At 66.8% G+C, this 25009-nt stretch carries 22 protein-coding genes and 1 pseudogene; 6 read left to right on the top strand and 17 right to left on the bottom strand.

The genetic code is table 11. The features are described from left to right. Positions 1–64 precede the first annotated feature (64 nt). Positions 65–337, bottom strand: coding sequence for a hypothetical protein (locus tag AC1RL5_RS15805; RefSeq protein WP_239692765.1), 273 nt, complete (start codon positions 335–337; stop codon positions 65–67). A gap of 66 nt (positions 338–403) precedes the next feature. Then, complete coding sequence (locus AC1RL5_RS15810) at positions 404–1885, bottom strand: MFS transporter (RefSeq protein ID WP_492589698.1); 1482 nt, start codon at positions 1883–1885, stop codon at positions 404–406. Between the two features lie 127 nt (positions 1886–2012). Here AC1RL5_RS15810 and AC1RL5_RS15815 point away from each other — a divergent pair, with 127 nt between their 5' ends. Together AC1RL5_RS15815 and AC1RL5_RS15820 are read left to right on the top strand one after the other, a co-directional pair. Beyond that, complete coding sequence (locus AC1RL5_RS15815; protein WP_053157642.1) at positions 2013–2930, top strand: LysR family transcriptional regulator; 918 nt, start codon at positions 2013–2015, stop codon at positions 2928–2930. Between the two features lie 27 nt (positions 2931–2957). Further along, a complete protein-coding gene (locus AC1RL5_RS15820) occupies positions 2958–3407 on the top strand; it encodes a hypothetical protein (RefSeq protein WP_145712872.1) in 450 nt (149 codons plus the stop codon). A 72-nt stretch (positions 3408–3479) separates the two neighbouring features. On the opposite strand, the gene AC1RL5_RS15825 is transcribed toward AC1RL5_RS15820, so the two are convergent. The 11 genes and pseudogenes from AC1RL5_RS15825 to AC1RL5_RS15875 form a co-directional block, all read right to left on the bottom strand. Further along, the gene (locus tag AC1RL5_RS15825) at positions 3480–4769 is read right to left on the bottom strand and encodes a methyl-accepting chemotaxis protein (protein ID WP_428985084.1); all 1290 of its coding nucleotides are present in this window, start codon (positions 4767–4769) and stop codon (positions 3480–3482) included. Positions 4770–4889: 120 nt separating this feature from the next. Beyond that, positions 4890–5519, bottom strand: a pseudogene (locus AC1RL5_RS15830) (cache domain-containing protein); the annotation flags it as partial. Positions 5520–5736: 217 nt separating this feature from the next. Next, entirely contained in the window at positions 5737–6030 is a 294-nt protein-coding gene (locus AC1RL5_RS15835; RefSeq protein WP_011060609.1) for a DUF3144 domain-containing protein, read from the bottom strand. Between the two features lie 166 nt (positions 6031–6196). After that, positions 6197–7318 (bottom strand): site-2 protease family protein, encoded by a 1122-nt coding sequence (locus AC1RL5_RS15840; RefSeq protein ID WP_072451372.1) that lies wholly within the window; start codon positions 7316–7318, stop codon positions 6197–6199. 442 nt (positions 7319–7760) lie between these two features. Beyond that, a complete protein-coding gene (locus AC1RL5_RS15845) occupies positions 7761–8399 on the bottom strand; it encodes a glutathione S-transferase family protein (RefSeq protein WP_065363584.1) in 639 nt (212 codons plus the stop codon). Between the two features lie 39 nt (positions 8400–8438). Beyond that, on the bottom strand, positions 8439–9467 hold the full coding sequence (gene rtcA / locus AC1RL5_RS15850) for an RNA 3'-terminal phosphate cyclase (protein ID WP_053157633.1): 1029 nt from the start codon (positions 9465–9467) through the stop codon (positions 8439–8441). Between the two features lie 8 nt (positions 9468–9475). Next, positions 9476–10264, bottom strand: coding sequence for a nucleotidyltransferase domain-containing protein (locus AC1RL5_RS15855; protein ID WP_072451373.1), 789 nt, complete (start codon positions 10262–10264; stop codon positions 9476–9478). 15 nt (positions 10265–10279) lie between these two features. Next, positions 10280–10909, bottom strand: coding sequence for a hypothetical protein (locus tag AC1RL5_RS15860; RefSeq protein WP_072451374.1), 630 nt, complete (start codon positions 10907–10909; stop codon positions 10280–10282). A 16-nt stretch (positions 10910–10925) separates the two neighbouring features. Next, positions 10926–12269: a PBS lyase gene (locus tag AC1RL5_RS15865; RefSeq protein WP_492589700.1), complete on the bottom strand. Its 1344-nt coding sequence runs from the start codon at positions 12267–12269 to the stop codon at positions 10926–10928. A gap of 4 nt (positions 12270–12273) precedes the next feature. Then, positions 12274–13500 carry an RtcB family protein gene (locus tag AC1RL5_RS15870; protein ID WP_011060602.1) on the bottom strand — a complete coding sequence of 409 codons (1227 nt, stop codon included), beginning with the start codon at positions 13498–13500 and terminating at the stop codon, positions 12274–12276. A 772-nt stretch (positions 13501–14272) separates the two neighbouring features. Continuing rightward, the gene (locus AC1RL5_RS15875) at positions 14273–15817 is read right to left on the bottom strand and encodes an RNA-binding protein (protein WP_103407874.1); all 1545 of its coding nucleotides are present in this window, start codon (positions 15815–15817) and stop codon (positions 14273–14275) included. 204 nt (positions 15818–16021) lie between these two features. Between AC1RL5_RS15875 and rtcR the strand changes: the two genes are divergently transcribed. Next, positions 16022–17614 carry an RNA repair transcriptional activator RtcR gene (rtcR, locus tag AC1RL5_RS15880; RefSeq protein WP_103407873.1) on the top strand — a complete coding sequence of 531 codons (1593 nt, stop codon included), beginning with the start codon at positions 16022–16024 and terminating at the stop codon, positions 17612–17614. A 282-nt stretch (positions 17615–17896) separates the two neighbouring features. On the opposite strand, the gene AC1RL5_RS15885 is transcribed toward rtcR, so the two are convergent. Next, positions 17897–18316, bottom strand: a complete 420-nt coding sequence (locus AC1RL5_RS15885) for a PaaI family thioesterase (protein WP_072451377.1) — start codon at positions 18314–18316, stop codon at positions 17897–17899. A gap of 197 nt (positions 18317–18513) precedes the next feature. Between AC1RL5_RS15885 and AC1RL5_RS15890 the strand changes: the two genes are divergently transcribed. Beyond that, on the top strand, positions 18514–19311 hold the full coding sequence (locus tag AC1RL5_RS15890; protein WP_011060598.1) for a DUF4349 domain-containing protein: 798 nt from the start codon (positions 18514–18516) through the stop codon (positions 19309–19311). Positions 19312–19414: 103 nt separating this feature from the next. Here the strand turns inward: AC1RL5_RS15890 and AC1RL5_RS15895 are convergent, their stop codons facing one another. Continuing rightward, a complete protein-coding gene (locus tag AC1RL5_RS15895; protein ID WP_041117318.1) occupies positions 19415–19957 on the bottom strand; it encodes an ATP phosphoribosyltransferase regulatory subunit in 543 nt (180 codons plus the stop codon). Between the two features lie 413 nt (positions 19958–20370). Next, the gene (locus AC1RL5_RS15900; protein ID WP_492589702.1) at positions 20371–21462 is read right to left on the bottom strand and encodes a DUF1615 domain-containing protein; all 1092 of its coding nucleotides are present in this window, start codon (positions 21460–21462) and stop codon (positions 20371–20373) included. A gap of 332 nt (positions 21463–21794) precedes the next feature. Here AC1RL5_RS15900 and AC1RL5_RS15905 point away from each other — a divergent pair, with 332 nt between their 5' ends. Both AC1RL5_RS15905 and AC1RL5_RS15910 read left to right on the top strand, forming a co-directional pair. Then, positions 21795–22409 carry a LysE family translocator gene (locus tag AC1RL5_RS15905; protein WP_011060595.1) on the top strand — a complete coding sequence of 205 codons (615 nt, stop codon included), beginning with the start codon at positions 21795–21797 and terminating at the stop codon, positions 22407–22409. Between the two features lie 51 nt (positions 22410–22460). After that, complete coding sequence (locus tag AC1RL5_RS15910; protein WP_015635083.1) at positions 22461–24011, top strand: FAD-dependent oxidoreductase; 1551 nt, start codon at positions 22461–22463, stop codon at positions 24009–24011. On the opposite strand, the gene AC1RL5_RS15915 is transcribed toward AC1RL5_RS15910, so the two are convergent. Continuing rightward, positions 23998–24855 (bottom strand): SDR family NAD(P)-dependent oxidoreductase, encoded by an 858-nt coding sequence (locus tag AC1RL5_RS15915; protein ID WP_103407871.1) that lies wholly within the window; start codon positions 24853–24855, stop codon positions 23998–24000. The two genes, AC1RL5_RS15910 and AC1RL5_RS15915, sit on opposite strands and share 14 nt — an antisense overlap. Between the last annotated feature and the right edge of the window lie 154 nt (positions 24856–25009).

A 25009-nucleotide genomic window follows, 5' to 3' on the forward strand; every position in this document is an offset into this window, starting at 1 on the left:
CCGCTACCAGGGCATCAGTTGCAGCCGCTCCGGCTGGTCGTTGACGCTATCGTCCTGCTTGCTGTCACCAGGCGCACAAGCGTTCCAACTGGCCGGGTTCGGCCGGGTGCAGTGAGGGTCGGCCCAGCAGGTGGTTGTCCTGCAGGGCGCCGGGCACATCATCGACAAAGCGCTGGGTACGGGTATCCAGCACGAAGAACGGATAGTTGGAACAGGAAAAGTCGTAGAACAGCTGCTTGACCGAACGGTGCTTGAGGTACTGATCGTTGCCGGACATCGCACGGCTCTGCACATAGCTGTCCTCGAAGCGCGGCCCATGGCTCCACTGGTAGCTCATGTAGGCGCCCATCGCCCAGTTGAACAGGGTGCGCTTGCTACCGTTCTTGTCGATGCGGTCCTGCGTTCAGTTGTCCTCGATCTCGTGGTCGTCGAGGATCATGTAGGTGGGTTTGTGCGCCAGCAGACGACTGATGAAGGGCGAGCCGGCCTCCTCGGACAGCCGGTTGCGCCCGGCGCTGAGCAAGGCCAGCAGCATCAGCAGCGCCGCTACGCCAAAGGTCCAGTGCATGCCGCGGGACACTGCCTCGACGCCGGCCTGCGGCCCCGAGCCCCAGGCGAACAGTGCGCCCATGGCCGCCGCGCCACTGATCAGCCCGAGGTTGCGCGACAGGCTCAGCAACCCCGCCGTCAGCCCGCGCTGCTGCGGCGCCACATCACGCATCACCAGGCTGTTGTTGGCCGCCTGGAACAGCGCGTAGCTGGCGGTGGCCAGGGCCAGCGGCAGCAGGTAGCCTGCCAGCCCCAGGCTCCGGGGCAGCAGCGCCAGCAGGCCCAGGCCGCCACACAACCCCAGCAGGCCGAGCCGGGACAGCGGCCGGGCACCATAACGGTCCACCAGACGCCCGGCGGGGGCGCCGCACAGGGTCGCCACCAGCGGCCCCAGGGACAGGCTCAGACCCACTGCCAGGCTCCCGAGCCCCAGCCCCCGGGCCAGGTAGAACGGCCCCACCACCAGGGTGGTCATGATCACCGTCGACACCAGCAGGCTCAGCCACAGGCTGCAGCGCAGTTGTGGCCGGCGCAGCAGGGCCGGCTGGAACAGCGGCGCGGCGGCCCGGCGCTCGACACGCACCAAGAGCGCGACCCCGACCACGCTGGCCACCAGCAGGCCCAGGTTCAACGGCGCCAGCAAGTTGTGCCCCAGGGTCAGGGCCAGGGCATAGGCGCCCAGGCTCAAGGCCAGCAGCAAGCTGCCCGGCACATCGAAGGCACTGGCCGACGCCACAGGCCGGTCCGGTGGCAGGCAACGCCAGGCCAGTAACAGCGCCACCAATCCCAGGGGCACATTGACCAGGAACATCCAGCGCCAGCCGACGCTGGCCAGTAACAGGCCACCGAGGGCCGGGCCCAGGGTGGTGCCCAGGGCCGACATACTGCCCAGCCAGCCCATCGCGGCCCCGGTGCGGGCCTTGGGCAGCGCGTCACCCACCAGGGCCATGCTCAGGGCCAGCATTACCGCCGCCCCCAGCCCTTGCAGCGTGCGGGCCGCCAGCAGCCAGCCCAGGCCCGGGGCCAGGCCGCAGCACAGCGAGGCCAGGGTGAACAGGGCGATCCCCGCCAGCAGCGCCCGGCGCCGGCCCCACTGGTCCCCCAGGCGCCCGGCGCTGGCGATCAGGGTGGTAATGGCCAGCAGGTAGGCCAGGACAATCCATTGCACCTGCTGGAACGACGCCTCAAGGGTCTGGGCCAGGCTCGGCAGCGCGGCATTGGCGATGCTGGTGTCCAGGGACGGCATCAGCATCGCCAGCGACAGGCTGGCCAGGGCCCGGCGCGCACGGGGCGCCAGGGCTTCCTGGGGGGTGGCTTGGGACTCGGGAATGGGCATCGCACAGGCTCCGGCAAGGTGATGCCCGCCAGCCTAGGGCCAGCCGTGACCAGGCGGAAGGCGCAGCCTTTGCAGTTAATTGATGCATTCAACGCCATGCCAGCTGCCTGCGTGCTAAATTGCGCCGATGTCGACTCCCGATCTGAACCTGCTGCTGACCCTGGACGTACTGCTGGCCGAAGGCAGCGTGGCGCGGGCTGCCCAGCGCCTGCATCTGAGCCCCTCGGCCATGAGCCGGGCGCTGGCCCGCCTGCGCCAGGCCACCGGCGACCCGCTGCTGGTGCGCGCCGGGCGCGGCCTGGTGCCCACCCCTCGGGCCCTGGAGCTGCGCCAGCGCATCGGCCAACTGGTGGCAGACGCCCAGGCCGCCCTGCGCCCGGCCGAGCAGATCGACCTTGGCCGCCTGCAGCGCACCTTCACCCTGCGCAGCCGTGATGGTTTCGTCGAGAATTTCGGCCCGGCGCTGGTCAGTCGACTGCGGGCTGAAGCGCCCGGGGTGCGGGTGCATTTCGTACCCAAGCTGGACCGCGACAGCCAGCCCCTGCGCGATGCCAGCGTCGACCTGGAAACCGCGGTGATCGACGCCGACACCAGCCCCGAGTTGCGTACCCGGGCGCTGTTTCGCGATCGCTTTATCGGCGTGGTGCGCGCCGGCCACCCCTTGAGCCGGGGGCCGGTAAGCCTGGATGCCTACGTGGCTGGCGAACATATCCTCGCCGCCCACCAGGGCCATGCTCATGGGCGCATGGACGAGGCCCTGAAAGCCCTGGGCCTGGAACGACAGATCGTCACCCTGGTCAGCGGTTTTTCCGCCGCCCTGGCCCTGGCCCGGGGTTCGGACCTGATCGCCATGGTGCCCGAGCGCCACACCAGCAACCTGCGGCACGGCCTGCACGGTTTCAGCCTGCCGGTGCCCCTGCCGGAAATGACCATCTCCCTGCTCTGGCACCCGCGCATGGAGGCTGACCCGGCCCATCGCTGGTTGCGCCAGGTGGTGCATGAGCTGTGCAGCCAGAGCGCCCTCCCCGACCATCAGCCCGGCTGATCCACAACTTCATTAGCGAGATCCTGCATGTCTTCCAGCTCCCTGCGCCTGCTCTCCCTGAATCACCTGCCCGCTACCGCCGCGTTGCTCTGGGGGCTGTCCCTGGCAATCGTCCGGGCCTGGCAACCGATAGATTATTTCTGGGAGAACTTCGCCGCCTACTGGCTGCCCCAGGGGCTGATTCTCGGCCTGCTGCTGTGCACCCGGCCCACGCCGGCGCTGTTCACCGGGGTGGCCCTGGCCCTGGCCGCGCACCTGCAACTGTTCTGCCTGTGGATCAGTTCCCCGGAGGGTGCCTTGGGCTGGCTGTTCTATCTGTTCGACTTTCCCGGCGCGCTGATCGGCGCCGCCATCGCCCGCTTCCTGGCCACGCGCGTGGCTCCCGGCAAGCCGTTGATCAATGGCCTGCTGGGGCTCGGCTGGGTGTCCTTGGGGCTGTTGCTGAACTTCAAGCTGATGATGTACAGCCAGATCTGAAACGGGCCGGCGAATGCGGCCCGGGGGGACTGAAACCCGCCCGGGCCACCGACGGTCCGGGCAGGCAATGCCTCAGCGGTGGCCCTGGCTGAGGTTCGACAAGCGCCCGGACAGGGCCTGCATGGCCTCGCTGACCTTGTCCAGGGCCTGGGCGTCCCGGGCGTTGTCCTCGCTGATGCCGTGGATGCGCACCGCCAGTTCGTTGATCTCCTGGGTCACGTGGCTCTGCTGCTGGGCCGCCACGGCAATCTGCTGCGCCCGCTGGGAAATATCGTCGAAGCTGGTCACCGTGCTGGACAGCGCATCCGATGCACCGGACGCCTCGCCCACCGCCTGGCGGGTTCGTGTTTCACCGGCCTGGATCGCCTGCACCGCCTGACGCGAGGCCTGCTGCAAGTCGTTGATCATGCCGCTGATCTCGTTGGCCGAGGTCTGGGTGCGGCCGGCCAGGGTCCGCACTTCGTCCGCCACCACGGCAAAGCCCCGGCCCTGCTCCCCGGCCCGGGCCGCTTCGATGGCGGCGTTCAGCGCCAGCAGGTTGGTCTGCTCGGAGATCGCCTTGATCACATCCAGCACCGCGCCGACCTGCTGGCTGTCCTGCTCCAGGCGCTGGATCACTGCCGCCGCCTCGGCCATTTCCGCGGACAACTGCTGGATCGACTGGCTGTTGGCATCGACCTTGTGCTGGCCCTCCTGCACCACCACCAGGGACTGGCGCGCGGTGTCGGCGCAGTTGTTGGTGTTCTGCGCCACTTCCAGGGCACTGGAGGACATCTCGGTGATGGCCGTGGCCAACTGGGTGTTCTCCTGGCGCTGCTGCTCGGCACGCTGGGCCAGGGTGCTGCTGAGTTGACCCAGGCGCGCGGCTTCGTTCTGCAACTGCCGGGCTTCGCTGGCGATCTTCTGCAGCATTTGCCGCAACTGCCCGGCATAGCGGTTCACCGCGGCGCGCAAGGCGCCGATCTCGTCGGCCCGGGCCACATGCAGCTCGGCGTTGTCGCTGGCCTGGCCACTGCCCAGGGCATCGATCTGCCGGGTGGTTTCTTCCAGTTGGGCAATCAGCTTGTGCCCGGCCAGCCAGGCAAAGAACAGCAGCAGCGCCAGCAACGGCAGGAGGAACAGCAGGATCTCGGTAGTCATGGCCCGGGCCAGGCCGGTGACCTTCTGCTCCGGGGTCACCAGGCCGATGGTCCAGCCGCTGCCGGGCATGCTGAACAGGCTGACCCGCGCCGCTTCCTGCAAGCGTCCGTCCTCGTCCAGGTCCAGGCTGCGCACCTGCCCGGTCGGTGCCGGCTTGGCCAGGGCCTCGGCCACCGGAAGCAACCAGGGTTGCTGCTTGCTCAGGGCGTCGAAGCTGAGCATCTGGCCCCCGCCGCCGGCCTGGGCATCAGGGAAATACAGCACGTTGCCGGCCTGGTCCAGGGCGAAGGCATAGCCGCCGGTGACCGCCCCCTGCTCCTTGAGGAAGCGCGCCAGATCGTCCAGGCGCAGGTCGATGGTGGCGACCCCGGCAAAGGCACCGTCCTGGCGATAGGGCACGCTGCAGGTGGTCATCGGCACCTGGGTCACCGGGTCCTGGTAGGCCTCGGACCACAGGCAACGGCCCGGCGCGCTGTTGCGGGCGCCGGTGTACCAGGCTTCATGGTGATAACCGGCGCTGCCGGCGGCGTTGTAGTCATCGGAGAACGCCAGGGGCCCGGCATCGCTGCGGGCCCAGAAGAAACTGCGGCGCTCCACGCCGGGGGTGAAGGCATTGGGTTCGGGCCAGATGCCGCCCCCGGCGATCGCCTTGTCGCCTTCATGGTCGATCACCTTGGGCAGGGTGGCCATGACCAGCGCCTGCTCCTTGGGCAGCCCTTCCAGCAGGTGGGCCATGCTCGCGGTCACCCCTTCGATGCCCGCCAACTGCAACGCCAGCTGGCGAACGATGGCGCTGCCGGTCTGCTCGATCAGTGCCGAGCTTGCCTCCACCACTTTGGGCTGACCCCGTAAGGTCATCACGGCAAATACCGCCAGCGCCGTGAACAGCAACAGCAACACACTGCCGAGGGTCAAACGATGAGACAGACGAACCGGTAGCAAGGCCATGACGAACTCCATATCAATAGGCATTCAGAGCTTATCGACCGGATGCCTGCTTCCCTTGAACAAAGAGTGATGCCGTTCACTTTTTTTGTCAGCGCAACAGGCGGGAGTACACCTGGAGAGGGGCGACTCAGGCAGCGCTCTCGGTAGCCGGGGCCCTGCCATCCTCGAAACAAGACCCCGGGCTACGGGCAGCCCGGGCCAGGCACGAGAACCGCTACACAACTGGCGGCGCTGGGCGCCTTCAGTCCTGCTTGGCGCCCATGTACAGCTCGAAGTTCTCGATGTAGTCCGTGAGGTTCTCTTCCATCATCAGGCGGAACTCCTCGACGAAATAATCCACCGCCTGCTGCTTGGCCGCCGCCAGCTCCTGGGCATTGCGGCACCCGCAGGCGCTGACCCAGGCGCTGAAACGGGAGTTGGCGTACATCAGCGACGCGCTGGCCTTGCCCCGGCTGCTGTCGGCGATATGGGAGTTGGCCAGCTCGATAACGGCGTCGGCGCGGTTGTAGAAATCCTGGTCGGTGTCATTGGCCACGGGGCGTTCCTCTGGCGGAGTGGGGAAAATAAAGCGCCGGAGTATAAGAGTTTTGTCCTCCTGCACCGACTACTTTCATCCCCAGGCCGCACAAACCGGGCTGCCGGCGAAGGGGCCCATGAGCCTTGCGCCAGGCTGGCAGCCGCTTTCGCTGGCAAGCCAGCGCCTACAGATGGGTGGGCGCCGGCAAGGCTCGCAGCTGTTCGGCCAGCAGGGCTTCACTCTTGCCCTGGGACAGCACCACGCTGTTATTGGCCGCTTGCAGCGCCTGTTGCAGGTGGTGCTCGCCCCGCTGCCGGTCGCCTTCAAGAATGGCTTGCAAGGCCAGGCAACGCGGTCGCAGCCAGGGTGCGTTCCAATCCACTTCGGCGCTCATCGGCGTGTTGTTCAGGGGCGCGGCGTCACGCTGCAGCAAAGCGCGGCAGAACGCCAACTCGCCCCTCAACAACTCGATCAGGCCACTCATGCCGTTCAGTTGCGCCGATCGGGCCGCCAGCAATTGATCCAGTTCCTGCTCCATCTGCACCGCGGCCGGCCAGTCGCCCTGGTCCTGCAGGGCATTGAGGCGGCAGCCGAATGCGACCAGGGGCCCGGGCATGGGGCCTTCGGCCAGGCGCTGAAGATCGTCCACCGGCAATTGTGCGCTGGGCACCCCGGCCACGGTCAGGGCCAACAGGCGTGCCTGGGCCAGCTCCGGACGCTGATCGTCGCGATGCCGGTACCAGCCCAGCAGGAGCATGCCGTCGCTGGGCAATACCCGCCAGGCAGGCATCAGGTTACCCACCCCCATGGCCAGATTGATCACGGCAAACGCCAGGGCAATGGCCCCCGGCACCCCGGGCCAGGACAGCCCAAGCGCCAGGGAAGCGCCGCCCGCCAGCAGATTCAGCAGCGGCCCGCACAGGACCACCAGCATCCACTGCTGCCGCAGCGGCCGTTGCAGATTGCTCGCGGCAATCACATAGCCGCCCAGGCGATTGCGCTTGAGCTGCGGCGCCCAGCGCACCCGCCAGCCGCGCCGCAGCACCTGGATCTCCACGGCGGCCACCCGTACATGCAACACCGGCATCGCGCACCCGCGTGCCCCCAGGTAATGCCCGCCCTCATGCACCACCAACGCGACAACCCCCAACAGCGAAGCCAGGAACATCGCCAGAAAGGGCTGCAACCCGGACTTGATGGTGAACCCCAGCACCAGCGCGGCGATAAACCAGCCACTGAGCAGCACCAGGCGCTGCACAATCGTCAGCAGAGTATTCAAGGCCTTGAGCCAGGTGTTGCCATCCATCGAGTACGTCCCTGAGAGAAAACCGACACTGAACCGGGCGCGCAGACTGCCAGCTTCGCCCCAGGAAACTCAACCGCTGATTCACCTCTCTATCACCCCGCCTCCTAACCGCAGGAGCCGGCTTGCCGGCGAAGGGGCCCTTGAGCTCTGCATACGCCTGGCGGTCGCTTTCGCTGGCAAGCCAGCTCCTACGACGCGGGGCAGAGTGCCCCACTCCCATCAATATCGATACCCACCGTAGGAGCCGGCTTGCCGGCGAAGGGGCCCGCGAGCCCTGCATACGCCTGGCGGATGCTTTCGCTGGCAAGCCAGCTCCTACGACGCGGGGCAAAGTGCCCCTCTCCCATCAATATCAAAACCCACCGTAGGAGCCGGCTTGCCGGCGAAGGGGCCCGCGAGCCCTGCATACGGCTGGCGGATGCTTTCGCTGGCAAGCCAGCTCCTACGAGGATGCGGGGGGCCAGTGGCGGGCCAGGACCGCGGCGATGCGCGGTTCGCGGTCGATGCGTTGCAGCAGGGCAAGAAAATCGGGATGGCTATCGCGCAGGTGCTCTCGCGCACCGGACCAGCGCGACACCACTGCCGCCTGGATATCCAGGGCACCCGGCGCCGCACCGCCGAAATATGGTCGCGACGCAAACTGCTCGGCGAACAGCCCCCAGCTGCGATACAGGCGCTCGGCCGCGGCGGCGCGCACCCGGGCCTTGAGCGGTTCGTCGGGGTCGCTGATCCAGCGTTCCGGGTAGTCGAGGATGCCGATGGCCGAATAGCAGTTGGCGGCGATGTACACCAGGCCGCGGATCACCTGGGCCCGGGCCGACGCTGGCGCAGGCAGCAACCCGGAGTCGGGAAACTCCAGGCCCAGGTGGATCAGGATCGCCGCGCTTTCGGTGAGGATGCTGCCATCGGGCAGTTGCAGGGTGGGAATCTGCAACAGCGGATTGAGCCGTGCCAGGGCCTCGCGCCCGGGGCTGTCCTCCCAGGGCGCGGCCTCGATGCGGCGGTAGGCCAGTTGGCAGTACTCCAAGGCGATCTCGACGATGGCCGAGCCGGTGCCCTGGCTTCCATACAGGTGATACATGGCGACAACCTCCTTGATGACCCGGGCCCATTAGCCCTTTCACGGCAGGGCGTGGCATTGCACCTGCAGCACTTGCTCGCTCAATGGCCGCGCCTCGATCCGCACCGGCAAAAATGCCTCGATCACCCGGATATTGCTCTGCAGGTGCTCGGTCATGCACGGCGTGGTGAAGCTGCCGCCACCGGCCAGGGCCATGGGCAGCAACAGTTGATCGGCCAGGTGTTCCGCCACTGCGGCACCGGAGTCCAGCCAGTCCCGGGCCTGATCGATGGCGCCGTCGGCGACCTTCTCCGCCCGCAGGCTGTTCTGGCCGAAACCGCAAAACAGCTCGGTCAGGTGCTCGAAGGCGAACTCCAGCAGCAGCACATTGCCCGGGCCGTACTCTTCATCCAGCAGCACCGGGGTGAGCTGCTCGCGAGGCAGTTGCAGGCGATCGTGCACCCGGCGCAACTCGCGTTCCGCCACATGTTCGGGCAGGCCCGCGCTCAAGGCCCAGGCTCGACTGCCGAGCAATGCTCCGCGCTCTTGAAGATGCAAGGGTTGCAGCTCCGAAGGCTGGATAAAGGCCTCCAGCTCGCCACCGCCGGCCGGGACAAAACCATGGCGCAGCAGCTGCAGTTCCACCCGCCCGCCCATGCGCCGCAGTTGCGGCAGCCAGGCCTGCTGGAGGAAATCCACCGGCGGCGCCAGGGGGTTGTGGGTGCCGCCGCTGATGCTCACGCGGCTCGGCTGCGGCGCTCGCAGCAAGGCCGGCAGCAGGGTCTGCAGCACCAGGGTGCAACTGCCGGCGGTGCCGATGGCGAAGCGGTAGTCGCCGCCGCGGATCGGCCCCGGCTCGAAGCTCAGGACCTGGGAGCCAAGCTCGGCCCCAGTGGTTCTGGCGCCACATACCTGGGCCGCCGCCAGCACCGCGGTCAGGTGCTGGCGCAACAGCCCCGGGCGGCTGCGCCGGGCGCGAATATTATGGATACGCAGGGTCTTGCCGGTGAGCATCGACAGGCTCAGGGCGCTGCGCAGTACCTGGCCGCCGCCGATGGCGCCGTCCAGTTCGATTACATCCTGTTTCATCACATTCCTCAGGCGTAGTGCCGGACCGTTTCCCGCAGGTAAGCGTCCAGCAACGCGTTGTCTTCATGGGTACGCGCCAGTTTCGGCACCGGGCGTTCCAGCTCGGCGGCGATAAAGGCGTGCAGTGCCGGGCGTCGCGGTCCGTAGGCGGACTCGTCGGCGCAGCGTTTCAAAACCAGCAGCTCGGCCACTTCGTCCAGCAGTGGCTGATGGTCGACGGTGGTCAGCAGGTCGGCGAAGGTCATCGGCGGTCGGCCGCGCCCCTGGTCGATCCAGCGCACCGCGAGCAAGGGCCGCAGCACGTAGAAGTACTTCTTGAAGCGCACGCTGTCGCCTTGCAGGTAACCGCGAAAGTTCTTCCTGGCCATCGACAGATAATGGTTGCGCGCCGCCGGCGGGCTGTAGAACGCCTCGGCCAGCTCCCGCAGGCGCTCGGCGGCGGTCGGTTCGCTGCGGTACACCAGGGGCGAATCCAGCCATTCCAGCAGGGTCGGGTTGGACTTGCGCAACAGCCCCAGGGTCTTGCGCAGTTCCCAGCCGCTGATGTCCAGCTCGTCGTCCAGGGGCCGCTCGATCACGTCGCGCCCGGCATCCACCTGGATGAACCATTCGGGCTTTTCCACATAGACGAAACGCACATCGTAATCGCTGTCGGTAGAGGCAAAGCCCCAGGCCCGACTGCCGGATTCGCAGGCATACAGCACCTGCACATTGCGCTCGCGCTCGATCCGCGCCAGCTCGGCCAATACCCGTTCGCGCATGGCGCTGCTCAGGGGATGGCGCTCCAGATGTTCCATGATTCTTTTCCTTGTTCAATCCGTGGCGCTGGCGGCCAGCACACTCAGGGTCCGGCGCTCGGGGTTCCACACCGTCAGGCACCAGACGCCCCACCACTCCAGGCCTTCGTCGAAATATTCACTCCAGGGCAGCCAATGCGGGCCCATGGCCGGGGCCTGACAATCCAGCTCCAGGCCGCCCACCCAGTTGATCACCTGGGGCTGCTGCTGGAGATCGAGCCCCAGCAGGTCCAGCCATTGGCCGTACACCTGGCGGGCCTGCTCGGCCCCACCCGGGAAATGCAGCCCGTACGGTGGCTGGCAAAACGCCCGGTACAAGGCCCAGTCCTGCTGCTCCGGGTCTTCGCAAACCAGTTGCCGGACCTGCTGCGGGCTGAGCCGCTCAGGCAGTGCCCGCTCCGGCTCCCAGCGCATCTGCGGTTCACCAACGTCGGCGTAGCGCGGGTCCTGGCGCAGCTTTTTCCAGGCCTCACGGCGCCTGGCCATCAGGTGCTGATACAGGTGCTGCAAGCCCTGGCGATGCAAGTCCTGATTCACCTTGACACCCGGCTCCACCGCCAGCCGCACAAAATCGAACACGCAAAACGCCGCTTCCAGCTGTTGGCGCAGCGCCTGGCTGTGCTCATCTTCAACCGGGGTCAACATGGTGGTTCTCCTTTCCTCACAACAGCCGCTGGACCGAACCGACGGGTAATTCCCCGGCGGCTTCCATCGCCTGCAAGCGTTGCACCATGGCCTCGCGCAGGGGCTTGGGGGTCACCGGGTCGAACATCCCGTAGCGGCTGTCGCACCAGCGTGCCAGGGCCTCGCGCCAATAGGCGGCGTCACTGCCGCCCTGCCCCAGGCGCCACAGCAGGTACTCCAACTGACGCCAGCCCGGTTTGAGGGCCAGCATGGCCCAGCGTCGCGCCTTGGGCAGATCGTGCCAATGCTGGTCCAGACGCTGCTCCAGGGCCTCGTCGAATACCGCCCACGGCTGCTGGCGCAACAGGCCCAGGGCGCAGTCGAAGACCTTGTCCGAGGCATCGTCCAGGGCCGCCAGTTGCTCGGCCATGCCACGTTCGCCCAGGGTTTGCAGGGCCTGCAGGCGCACGCTCAGCGCCGGCGAAGCCAGGGCCTGGCGCACCATGGCATCGGCCTGTGGCTCATGCAGCTCCCTGACCAACCCCAGTAGCCCCAGCCACTGGCGCTTGTTGCCCGGGGCCGGCTGCTGCAAGCGGGCCAGCAGCACTGCCCGCGGGTCCAGCCCATGGCGCGGCGCGGCCCAGTGAGCCAGGCAACGCAAGGCCCCCGAAGGGTCGAGCAGGGCCTGCGCCAGATACTCGCGACAATCGGCCAGGCGCGACAGCAGCAGCCGCAGGGCCTTGACCCGCACACTGGCGCCGCAGCTGCGCATCACCTCTTCCAGCAAGGGCAGCGCCTGCTCATCGGGCAGTTCGGCGCAGGCGTCCACCGCCATCTGCCGCACGCTGACCTCCGGGTGGCGCAGGGCCATGGCCAGCAGCGCCGGTCGGTCCTCGACGCCCTTGAGCAACAGCTCGAAGACAAAGCGCGCAGCCTTGCCCCGGCAAGTGCCAAAGGCCCCTTGCACCTGGTCGCGCACCTGGGCCAGTTGCAACACGGCGCTGGCCCGCTCCAGGGTCGCGCCGTGGTCGGCGCGCTGCTTGCCGGCCAGGGCCAGCAGCGGTGCCAGGGTCTGCAACAGCAGCCCGGCATGCTCCGGCACCCAATAGGCCTCGACCGCCGCGGCGGCCTCCTGGCGAACCTGGGGCACCCAGTCGTTGAGGCGCTCCAGCAAAGCCACCAGGGCCTCTGCCGAAGGCTGCGCGGCCAGCCCGCGCACCGCGGCCTGACGCACGAAACCGTTGCCGAAGCGGCTCAGCTCCAGCCAGGCGCTGTGCCTGTCCAACTCGTCCATCACCTCCCGCACGCGGCGGGCTTCGTAGTCGCTCAGCTGGTACTGCCAGCCGGGCGGGGTTGCTATCAATGCATCCATGTCGTCCATTGTTCTACCCCTTAACGCACACCACCTGACGCAGGGTGTGCAGCACTTCCACCAGCTCGCGCTGGGCGTGCATCACTTGGTCGATGTCCTTGTAGGCCATCGGGATTTCATCGATCACCGCTTCGTCCTTACGGCACTCCACATGGGCGGTCGCGCGGATCTGGTCGGCCAGGGTGAAGGTGTTCTTGGCCTTGGTGCGGCTCATGGTACGCCCCGCGCCGTGGCTGCAGGAGCAGAACGCCTCCTCGTTACCCAATCCGCGGACAATGAAGCTCTTGGCCCCCATCGAACCCGGAATGATCCCCAGCTCGCCCTTCTTCGCCGACACCGCCCCCTTGCGGGTCACCAGCACCTCTTCACCGAAGTGGCGCTCCTTCTGCACGTAGTTGTGGTGGCAGTTGACTGCCTCCAGCGCCACCTCGAAGGGCTTGCTGATCACCTTGCGGGTGGCCTGGATCACCAGTTGCATCATCAGCTCACGGTTCTGCCGGGCGAAATCCTGGGCCCAGGCCACCGCTTCCACGTAATCGTTGAAGTGCTGGCTGCCTTCCTCGAAATAGGCCAGGTCGCGGTCCGGCAGGTTGGCGATGTGCTGGCGCATATCGGCCTGGGCCAGGTGAATGAACAGGTTGCCGATGGCGTTACCTACGCCACGGGAACCGCTGTGGAGCATGAACCAGACCCGGTTGGCCTCATCCAGGCAGACCTCGATGAAGTGGTTACCCCCGCCGAGGGTTCCCAGGTGCTTGCGGTTGTTGCTGTTGGCCAGGGCCGGGTACTTATCGGTGATCGCCTTGAAACGTGGGTGCAGCGCAGCCCAGGCCTGGTCGGCCTGATTCGGCACGTCGCCCCAGGCGCCCTTATCGCGACCGCTACGGGGCGAGGTACGACCGTGAGGCACCGCCGCCTCGATGGCGCTACGCAATCCGGCCAGGTTATCCGGCAGGTCGGAGGCGGTCAGCGAAGTACGGGCGGCGATCATTCCGCAGCCGATATCCACCCCGACCGCAGCCGGGATGATCGCGCCCACCGTGGGGATCACGCTACCGATGGTCGAACCCTTACCCAGGTGCACGTCGGGCATCACCGCCAGGTGCTTGAAGATGAACGGCATCTTCGCAGTGTTCATCAATTGCTGGCGGGCTTCGTTTTCCACCGGCACGCCCTGGGTCCACATCTTGATCGGCTTGCCGTTGGCGACTTCCAGCAGTTGGTAGGTCTTGTGTTCCATGTCGTTGACTCTTTTTCCTGTGGCCGCTGATTCGGCCTTGTTCAATAGGGTGCGCAGGAGCCGGGTCGCAGAAGACGATCTCATGGGTCTCTTCGCTGGCAAGCCAGCTCCTACGAAATTGCGGTGTTCGGTGCAAACGGCGACAAGTGGAGGTGAAACATGCAGCGCGCTCTGCCTCTGAGCTAGCACCTTGCGGTGAACGGGACTCGAACCCGCGACCACGCTGTCCTGTAGTTCCACCGGCATTCGCCGGGTCAATCGGTGCAGGCCGGGCCTGCGGGCAGCGACAAGGGAACAGGCACATTTGCTCTACCGACTGAGCTACAGCCTTGCGGCTGGCGGGGTTCGAACCCGCGACACGATGTAGTACCCGTGGCATTCGCTGCCATCCCGCCGAGGCGGGGGGAAAAGATGCGACGACAAGGAGTCGATGAAACGGTGCACTCGCGTTCTGACCATTGAACCACGGCGCCGTTTTCCGGCACCGGCGGGAATCGAACCCGCATCTCGAACCTTGGATGTAGTTCCATCAGCATTCGTCGCAAAAACTGCAAAAAAGGTGGCACGACAAAAGAAGTGACTGATCGCCGGATTCGAACCGGCTTAACCAATATGTACAGCCACTGGCATTCGTGCCGTCACCGGCCCTGACAAGAGTTGCTGAGACGCCTTTGGATGTAGTCACAGCGGCATTCAGGGCCAATGAGCAAAAAATCTGTAGTGTGCGCCGGCTGGCCGGCGCACGGTGTGTTTCATCCTCTACCGATCAGCGTTACATCGCCTCGATCGCCTTTACCCAGTGCTGCGCACCGTAATTGCCCGCAGTGAACTGCTCGATCACATCGAACACCGCGTCACTGAAGCCGCCGACGTTGAGGATGTCCTCGCGGTCCGGTGCCTGGGTCGTGGCCCCGGGCTGCATGTCGATGCACACCAGCTTCGCCTGCGGGTTGATGGCCCGGATCCGCTCCCACTGGCGCATCGTTTCCGTGGCGCCGTGGCGCCGCGCATCGATCCACGACTCGTTGTCCGAGACCAGGATCAGCGTGTCCACGCGGCTCTTGGCGTTGGCCAGCTGCGCCAGGGGCGCCGAGCAGTTGGTCCCCCCTCCGCCGATGTTCGCCAGCTTCTGCGCATTGCTCATCACGCTGTCCCGCGGGTTGAGGTGGATGTTCACCACCCCACGCTCGAACGGCATGACCCGCGCCGCCGGCTGCTTGCGCAACACCGCGGCCGCCACCAGTGCCGCCACATCGATGCAGCGCACCGCGGTGGTGGCGCCCTGGCGATAGCCAGTGACCGGGCTGTGCATCGAGCCCGAGACATCCGGGCAGACCACCACGTTGCCCGCCAGCGCCGGGACGTTGGCCAGGGACAGCTCCAGGGCATCCTGCAGCGCCTCGCGGACCGCCTGCGGCACCTCGTCACCGGCCATGCGGTAGGCCGCCAGCAACTGGTACGGATAGACCCGAGCCTTGGCCACCTCCCCCGCATCCGCCAGCCGCGCCGCCACGTACTCGGTGCAACCCGGCACCTGGAACGCGCCGTGGCGCGCCAGGGCATTGAGGTTCATGCGCAGCCCCTGCCAGCCCATGTTGCGGGCCTGCCCGGCCCATTGTTCGGCGCTCAGTGTCTCGTTGCCGAGCAACTGGAACGGCACCTGGGGCACTTCCCGGGTCGCTCCGCTGCGAAACGCCAACAGGTCCCGGGTCAGCTCAGGCAGTGCCTGCACATCCACCGGCTTGCCGATCAACCAGGCAAAGAAGGCTTCACGCCAGGCCTCGCTTGGCTTGGGGTGAACCATCTTCACCACGTCCGCCAGGGACGGCTGGTTGCCGATCGAGGCCTGCAACAGCTGGCGCTCGGTGGCGCTGTTCAACCAGTTCTGCACCAGGCGCTTGGGCTGCGAACCCAGGGATTTGCGCCCGGTCACGCCGCTGCGCAGGATCTGCACGAAGTTGCGCAGCATCTTGCCGTTGTCCACCACCTGGGCGAACAGCTCCGGCACCAGGGCCGAGCGTTGCGCGGTCAGTGCCGCCAGCAGCAGCGCCGGCATGTCCTTCATATGGCCTTGCTGGCGAGCGTAACGGGCGGCCTGGGCGACGAAGCGGCTGTCCAGCTCGCTCACCAGTTGCAGCACCGCTTCCAACTGGCCTTCAGGCGAGGTGTAGAAGGTCGAGTTCAAGCAACCGGTAACCGCCAGCTGGGCCAGGCGATGCTTGGCGTTGTAGGCATAGGCCCCGGCCTTGGAAGCGTTCAGGGTGGTGCTCGCTGGCGCTTTTGCCTGTTGGGTGTTGAACAGCTGGAAGTTGGCCATCTTGGCGTCTCGCTCTGTTGTCTTGTTCGTTGCCAGAGATATTGCAGCCGCTGTGCCAGGTTTTGATTTTCCAACAAATTATTTTTCAACTCATTGATTTATAAGGTTTTTATTTTTTATCACTTTTTCATCAAGTATCCGGCAAGACAAACGCCTCGATAATTTTATATCTTTGCTTATCGTTTTTTATCTCCAGGTATAAACATGTCGAACAAGCCCACGGTCGCCATAGGTTTTGTCGGTTCCACCCTCGATCGCGTCGGCAAGGGTGCCAACCGCTGGAGCCATTGGCGGCCCACGGTCGGTCTGTGCCAGCAGCAGGATGTGCTGATCAACCGCCTGGAGCTGATCCATGGCCTGGACGCGCGGGATGTCAGCCTGGCCGAACGGGTGGCCAACGACGTGCGCCAGGTGTCGCCGGAAACCGAGGTGCGCCTGCACCCCATGGGCCTGAACAATCCCTGGGATTTCGAGGAGGTGTACGGCGCCCTGCACGACTTCACCAGCGCCTACCCGTTCGACACCGAGCGCGAGGACTACCTGGTGCACATCACCACCGGCACCCACGTGGCGCAGATCTGCTGGTTCCTGCTGACCGAGGCGCGCTACCTCCCTGCCCGGCTGATCCAGACCTCACCGGCGCGGCGCCGCGACCCGGACCAGCACGCCACCGGCACCCACGCCCTGATCGACCTCGACCTGTCGCGCTACGACCGCATCGCCTCGCGTTTTGCCCACAAACGCCTGGAGGGCCTGGCCTTCCTCAAGTCCGGGATCGCCACCCGCAACCCGGCATTCAACCGCTCCATCGAGCAGATCGAGCGGGTCGCCGTGCGCTCCAGGGCACCGATGCTGCTGATCGGCCCCACCGGTGCCGGCAAGTCGTTCCTGGCCCGGCGCATCTATGAGCTCAAGCGTGGCCGGCACCAGGTGCAGGGGCGCTTTGTCGAGGTCAACTGCGCCACCCTGCGTGGGGACGGGGCCATGTCGGCACTGTTCGGCCATATCAAGGGCGCCTTCACCGGCGCCCAGAATGCCCGCGAAGGCCTGCTGCGGGCCGCGGATGGCGGCATGCTGTTTCTCGACGAGATCGGTGAACTGGGGCTGGACGAACAGGCCATGCTGCTCAAGGCCATCGAGGAGAAGCGCTTCTTTCCCATGGGTTCGGACCAGGAGGTGCAGAGCGATTTCCTGATCATCGCCGGCACCCACCGCGACCTGCGTGGCCGGGTGGCCCAGGGCCTGTTCCGCGAGGACCTGTATGCGCGGATCAACCTCTGGACCTTCAACCTGCCGGGGCTGGCGGGGCGCCGCGAAGACATCGAACCGAACATCGATTTCGAGCTGGAGCGTCACGCCCGGGAACAAGGGCAGCTGGTGCGCTTCAACCTTGAAGCGCGGCGACACTACCTGGCCTTTGCCAGCTCCAGCGAAGCGGCGTGGCTGGGCAACTTCCGCGAGCTGTCGGCGTCCATCACCCGCATGGCCACCCTGGCCGACAGCGGGCGCATCGACCAGGCCCAGGCCGAGGAAGAGATCCAGCGCCTGCGCCACGCCTGGGGGCTGGAGAACCAAGAGGACGAACTGCAGAAACTGCTGGGCGACGATGTGGAGCTGGACCTGTTCGACCGCCTGCAACTCAAGGCAGTGATTGCCGAGTGCCGCCGCGCCGACAGCCTGTCGGAGGCGGGGCGCCGGCTGTTCGGCGTGTCACGCCTGGGCAAGGCCAACCCCAACGACGCCGACCGCCTGCGCAAATACCTGGCGCGTTTCGGCCTGGATTGGAAACAGCTGTAGCCGCTGGCGCAGGCTGCGAACGGCCCGCAGGGACGCAGGGTTTTCAAGATCGATAGAGGTTTGGCTGGCGATTGCCAAGCAAGGTCCTGCGGACCTTTGCGCAGCTTCGCAGGCTCAGCAGCGGCTACAGGGCCAATGCCGATCCGGGATTTGTGTAGCCGCTGCCGCAGGCTGCGCACGGCCCGTAGGGACGCAGGGTTTTCAAGATCGATAGAGGTTCGGCTGGCGATTGCCAGGCAAGGTCCTGCGGACCTTTGCGCAGCTTCGCGGGCTCAGCAGCGGCTACAGGGCTGCGGTTGGGACGGCGAAGACGCCGCTGGCCCGGGCCACTTCCCGTTCGCCGACCCGCAGCACCACGGTGGCAAAGGCCATCTGCCGGCCACGCTTGGCATGCTCCAGGTGCACCTCGATCCATTCCCCGACCTGCACCGCCCCCAGGTAGTCGAGGGTCATGCTGGCGGTGATCAACGGCAAGGGCGGATCGCTGGAAAACGCCATGGCGTAGCCCATGCCGATGTCCGCCAGGGTGGCGATGATGCCGCCATGCACCGTGCCCCGGCCGTTGGCGTGCCGGGCATCGGCCCGCAGGCCGACGCGCAGTTCGCTGCCACTGCCGCAGCCGTAGACCGGGCCGACCAGTTCCAGCAGCGGGCTGCTGCGGGGCAAGGGGGCAAAGCCTGGGGGGATAGCCGACTCGCGCATGACGCACTCCTTGATCTGCGCCGAAACACCGTCGTCCCGGGCTGCCACAGGTGTAGTCCTGAACCCGCGCCGCGCCTATCAGCATCAGCCAGGAAAATTGTCGTCGATAAGCCAAGCCGGGATCGTGGTCTTTCCCCGAACGACGGTAAGATACGCACCTGCGACCCTGTCGCCGATTCATCCCTCAAGGAGCCCCCATGCAGCATCAGGACGATCACCCTGCGAAATTCCGTCGACTGGCCCTGGCCCTGTTCGGCGCCCTGGCCCTCAGCGCCTGCTCTCCCGGCGACCACAACAGCAGCGCCGTGGCCTTGGGCGGGGCCCAGGGCAAGGCCGGCGCGCAATTGGCCTATGAGCATGAGCTGAGCCTGTCGCTGCCAGCCGCGCAGATCGGTCCGCGCCTGGCGCAAACCCGCGAAGCCTGCGAGAAGGCCCAGTTCGGCCCGTGCAATATCCTGCGCCTGGAACAGGGCAAGTACCGCGCCCAGGTGACGCTGCGAATAGTCCCGGACGGTGTGGAGCCCATCGTCCAGCAGGCCTCCCAGGGCGCGGAACTGGGCGAGCGCATCACCAGCGCCGAAGACCTGGCCGATGCCGTGGCCGATGTGCAGCGCCAGCAGCAGCGACTCAAGGCCCAACAGCAGCGCCTGGACGAACTGGCGGCGCGCAAGGACATCAGCGTCAGCGACCTGATTGCCCTGAGCCGGGAACAGGCCGGCATCGAGAATGACCTGCAGGCCCTGGCCCAGACCGCCGCCGGCCAGCAACGCCGCCTGGACACCAACCTCTTGACCCTGAAGTTCCTGCCCAGCGACGGCGTCCAGCGCGAATCCAGCCTCAAGCGCGCCTTCAGCAACCTGCTGGACAACCTGGCCGACGGCACCGCCGAGGCCCTGGAGAAAGGCAGCTATGTGCTGCCCTTCGTGATCCTGGCCTTCCCCCTGGTGCTGCTGTGGGTCTGGCTGTGGCGCAAATTCGTACGCCGGCGCCCCTGACCCCACCCGTAGGAGCCGGCTTGCCGGCGAAGAGGCCCGCAAGCCTTGCACCGCCCTGGCGAACGCCTTCGCTGGCAAGCCAGTCCCTACCGCACGCAGGCGGTCAGGCTTGCAGCGCCAGTTGCAGGCGCTCCAGGCCAATGCCGAAGCCGGCTCCCTGGCGATAGGCGCCTGCCCCCACCACTTGCTGCTGCGCCCCCAGGCGCGGGCAGCGCACTTCGAAACCCTCGCCATTGAGGTAGTAGGTCAGGCCGCGCTTGACCCCGAGGTTGAGCTGGTATTCCAGGCCCAAGGCGTCGAGAAAGCCCACGCACAGTGCCCGCGCCTGCTCCAGGGCGCGCTGCGGATCGGGGCCGAGAATCTCCAGGCCCAACTGGGTGAACTCGCGGTAGCGCCCGGCTTGCGGCCGCTCGTAGCGATAGCAGCGGGCAACGTAGAAGAAGGCCGCCTGCTCGCGCCCCGCCAGCAGCTCGCCGGCGGTTTCCTGGAACAGCGCGGTGGCTTCCGGGATCAGGCAGCAAGGCCGCCCGGCCTTGTCGTTGAAGGCCCACATCTGGCCGATGACTTCGCTGCCGCCGGCCTTCTCGATAAAGGTGTCCTGGCCCCACAGCGCCGGGACAATGACTTCTTCAGCGCCCGCTTCGATGAAGCCAGCTCCGGAAGCGTCCTTCCAGGGTGCGCAGGGTGGCGGCTTGTTCGCCGGTGATCATTCGAGTGCCACGTAACATGGTCATGGGTCATTCCTCTGGTTTTTTGACAGGCAATAAAAAGGCGCCTTGTGGGGCGCCTTGGTTTTTTTCATCGAAGGTCAGTGATCGCGATTGCTCGATGACTGACGGCTCGACGCGCACAAGCGACCACGGCCCCGGAGATGAGGTCGATGGTGATGAGGGCGGGAGACGAGCCGGAAAAAATTCATGGCGCATCCTGCCACTCCGCCCCCGGGCCTGACAAGCAAGCACCTGCGCCCCGCACAACAGTGCCCCCCTGTGGAAGCAGGCTTGCCGGCGAAGAGGCCCTGCACCGCCCTGGCAAACGCCTTCGCTGGCAAGCCAGCTCCTACAGCGGGCGTTGCAGGCAGCGCTGGTAGCGTTCGTCCACCCGTTTGGCGAACCAGGCAGTGGTCAGCTGGCGGGTGATCTTCGGGCTCTTGAGTTCGATACCGGGCAGTTGCTGGCGCGGTACGGGCTTGCCCGCCGTGCGATCGGCCAGGGCGAACACCTGACGGTACAGCTCGGTTTCTTCGAAGTCCTGGCGGTCGCCCTTCTCCAGCTGGGCGCGGATCTGCGGGTTACGCAGCCCCAGCTGCTTGCCCAGGGTGCGCACCGCCAGTTCGGTGCTGCCGGGCATGACCGAGCCGTAGCGGATCAGATCGCCATCCAGCGCCAGCCTGATCCCGCTGGCACGGCTCACCGCGCTCTGGAACGCCGCGTTGCGGCTGGCGTACCAGCCGGCGTTGAAATCGGCGAAGCGGTACAACGGCTGCGGGTAGTCCACCGGGTAGCCCAACAGGTGGGCGATGCCGAAATACAGGCCGCCGCGGCGGCTGAAGACCTCATGACGGATGGAGTCCTGCACCGGGTAGGGATAGCCCTGGGCATGCTGCTGGGCGAACTCGATGCTGACCTGCATCGGCCCACCGGTGTGCACCGGGTTGAAGCCGCCGAACAGGGTCTTGCCCAGGGGCACCATGCCGATGAAGTCATCGAAGATCGCACTCAATTCCTTCTCGCTGCGGGCACTGGCCAGGCGCTGGCTGTAGGACTGGCCGTCCGCGCCGCGCACTTGCAGGGCGGCGCTGACCAGCAGGGCCGGCACATGCACCTTGGCCGCGCGGCGGTCGATCTCTTGCCGGGCGATGCGCCCCAGGCCCGGCACCATCGGGTCGACCTGAAAGGTGGATTCCTGCTCGGTCACCGCCAGCACCGCGCACAGGTTGCTCTGGCTCGGTTCCAGGCCCTGGGCGCTGAAGGCCACCTGGATGTCCCGGGCCCAGCCCGGGCGGTCCGCCACCTGGGCCGGCAGCAGGCGCAGGATCCGGGCCTGGGTCTGTTCGGGGGTCAGTGTTGGTGCCTGGGGGCCGCGCTGGCTGGCGCAACCGGCCAGCAGCGACAGGCCCAGGAAGCAACTGAGAAGACGAGAGGAAATCATGGGGCTCCGCGAGATGGCTGGGCGAGGGCCGTGCAAGTAAAGCAGCGGCTGGGGCGTTCGACCAAGGAATGCGAGCGCTGTTCCCGCCGCGGCCCTCGTAGCCGCTGCCGCAGGCTGCGTAGCAGACGCCGCGACCCTGAGGCCTCTGCGCGATCGGCGGGAGATCGCCAGGCAAGGTCCTGCGGACCTTTGCGCAGCTTCGCGGGCTCAGCAGCGGCTACAGGCTAGAATCCTTCTATTGGCGGTGTGGCTGGGTGTATTTTGATGACCCCCGACCTCGGTGTGGCGCCCAGCCCTGACCCCGCGCCTGCCCTCAATGGAGTGATGCCCGGATGTTGACCCTGGATTTCCTGATCACCAGCCTGATCGTCGTGCTGATTCCCGGCAGCGGCGTGATCCTGACCATTTCCACCGCCCTGGTGGCCGGCAAGCGCGCCAGCCTGTTCACCGCCATCGGCTGCACCGCCGGGATTGTCCCGCACCTGCTGGCCTCGATCCTCGGCCTGTCGGCCATCCTGCACTCCAGCGCCCTGGCCTTCCAGGGCCTGAAGTTCGCCGGCGTCGCCTACCTGCTGTACCTGGCCTACGCCACCTGGCGCGACCGCTCGGCCTTCGCCGTGGACAGCAACGCCGTCAGCCATGGCCCCGGCGCGCTGATGCTCAAGGCCTGCCTGCTGAATATCCTCAACCCCAAGCTGACCCTCTTCTTCCTGGCCTTCCTGCCCCAGTTCATCGCCCATGACGGCAGCGACCCGATCCCGCAGATGCTGCTCCTGAGCGGCGTGTTCATGGCCATGACCTTCTTCGTGTTCGTGCTCTATGGCCTGCTGGCCAACCTGTTCCGCACCGCGGTGATCGAATCGCCCCAGGTGCAGAACTGGCTGCGCCGCAGTTTTGCCGCAAGCTTCGCCGGGCTCGGCCTGAACCTGGCCTTCGCCCAGCGCTGAGCCCGGCGGCAGCCGCCTGCATGACCTTGATCGTCTACCGAGGGCAAGCCCATGAATTGCAGCGACGTACTGATCATCGGCGCCGGCCCCACCGGCCTGGTCCTGGCGCTCTGGCTGCGCCGGCAGGGGGTCAAGGTGCGGATCATCGACAAGACCCCGGGCCCGGGCACTACCTCCCGGGCCCTGGCGGTGCAGGCGCGAACCCTTGAGCTGTACCGCCAGCTGGACCTGACCCGGGCCATCGTCGAGCGCGGCCACCATGTGCCGGCGGTGAACCTCTGGGTCAAGGGCGAGCGCGCCGCCCACCTGCCGTTCAACGCCATCGGCGAAGACCTGACGCCCTACCCCTTCCTGCAGATCTTTCCTCAGGACGAACACGAGCAACTGCTGATCGAACGCCTGGCGCTGCAGGGGGTGGAGGTCGAACGCAACACCGAGCTGCTGGCCTTCACCGACCACGGCCACCTGATCAACGCCCGCCTGCGCGGCCCCGACGGGCGCGAAGAACACTGCCAGGCCTTCTACCTGGCCGGCTGCGACGGCGCCCGCTCCACGGTGCGCAAGACCCTGGGCACCAGCTTTCCCGGCGGCACCTACCAGCAGGTGTTCTACGTCGCGGATGTGCAGGCCAGCGGCCCGAGCATCGACGGCCAGTTGCACGTGGACCTGGACGACGCCGACTTTCTCGCGGTGTTCCCCCTGGCCCAGAGCGGCCGCGCACGGCTGATCGGCACGGTGCGCGACGAGCGTGCCGAGCACCCGGAGAACCTGCGCTTCGAGGATGTCAGCCAGCGCGCCATGCGCCAACTCAAGGTCGAGGTGGCCCAGGTCAACTGGTTCTCCACCTACAAGGTGCATCACCGGGTGGCCGAGCAGTTTCGCACCGGCCGGGTGTTCCTCCTCGGGGACGCCGCCCACGTGCATAGCCCGGCCGGCGGCCAGGGCATGAACACCGGGATCGGCGACGCCATCAACCTGGCCTGGAAACTGGCAGCGGTACTGAGCGGCAAGAGTGCCGAACGCCTGCTGGAAACCTACGCCACCGAACGCATGGAGTTCGCCCGGCGCCTGGTGGCCACCACCGACCGGGTGTTCAGCTTCGCCACCGCCGACGGCCCGGTGGCCTACCTGGCGCGCACCCGCCTGGCGCCCCTGCTGCTGCCGAAGATCGCCGCCTTCGACAGCGCCCGGGAGTTTCTCTTCCGTACCGTGTCGCAGATCACCCTGAACTACCGCGGCATGCCCCTGAGCGCCGGCGGCGTCGGCCCGGTGCACGGCGGCGACCGCCTGCCCTGGGTGCGCGATGGTGAACACGACAACTTCGACAGCCTGGAGTACCTGGGCTGGCAGGTGCATGTCTACGGCGTCACCAGTGACGCCCTGCGCGACTGGTGCACCGCGCACCAGGTGCCGTTGCGCACCTTCGACTGGCGCCCGGCCCATGCCGCCGCGGGGCTGGCGCGCAACGCCTTCTACCTGCTGCGCCCGGACACCTACGTGGCCCTGGCCGAGCGCTCGGCCGACCCGCGCGTGCTGGAGCGCTACTTCCGCGAACGGGAGATCTCCCCGCAGAGCGCCGCCCCCTCCCTCAAGCCCCGATGAAAGGCTGCTTGATCTGCCCCCAGCGCCGGGCGAACTGCTCCGGCGTGGCCGCCGCGATCCGCTTCAGGTCCCGGGGGTAATCCACACCGGGGGCCTCCTGGGGACGCCAGGCACTGAACTGGCCATTGCTGGCCCGCAGGATGTAGCCGCTGTCCTGGCACTGCTCACTGACCAGAAACAGCACCCCCGGCGTCACCCAGTCCGGCTTGAGTTCCGGCGGCTCCTCGCTGACGCCCCACATGCGGGTCTTGGCCACCGGCGACACCGCGTTGACCCGGATCCCGTGCTCCGCCCCTTCCTGGCCCAGGGCATTCATGATCCCGACCTGGGCCATCTTGCCCGCGCAGTAGGCCAGCAGCCCCGGCTGGGCATATTCCGGGTACAGCGCACGGTCGGAGGTGGTCAGCAGCAGCCGCGGTGCGGCGGACTGCCGCAGATGGGGCCAGGCATGCCTGGCCAGCCAGATGGGCGCATACAGGTTGATCCCCAGCATGCGCTCGAGAAACCCGGCGTCGGTCTGCTCCAGCGCCTGGTAGCCAACCCAGCCGGCGTTGTGAATCAGGATATCCAGGCTGCCAAAGGCCTCCAGGGTGCGCTGCACCAACCCCTGGCAACCGGCCTCGGTGCCCAGGTCGGCGGTGTCGGCCAGCGCCCTGGCACCGCTGGCCCGCAAGGCCTGCACCGCATCATGGGCGACACTGTCATCCGCCCCGCTGCCGCTGCCGTCACTCCCGCAATCGCTGATCACCACCTGGGCACCACGACGGGCCAGGGCCCGTGCATAACTCAAGCCCAGGCCGCGCCCGGCGCCGGTGACAATCGCCGTTCTGCCGCTGAAATCCATGCTCTTCCCTCCTGTGTGAATTCCAGGGTAACAGCATGAAAATCAGTGACTTAATACTAAATTCCAGGTTCTGTGAGAGGTTTTTGATATCAATGAATTCACTGTGAAACCATGAGCCTTGGGGTTTACAGTCCCACAGCCCCCAGCCAGGAAG

Source organism: Pseudomonas sp. GW822-FHT06D10, assembly GCF_058799535.1.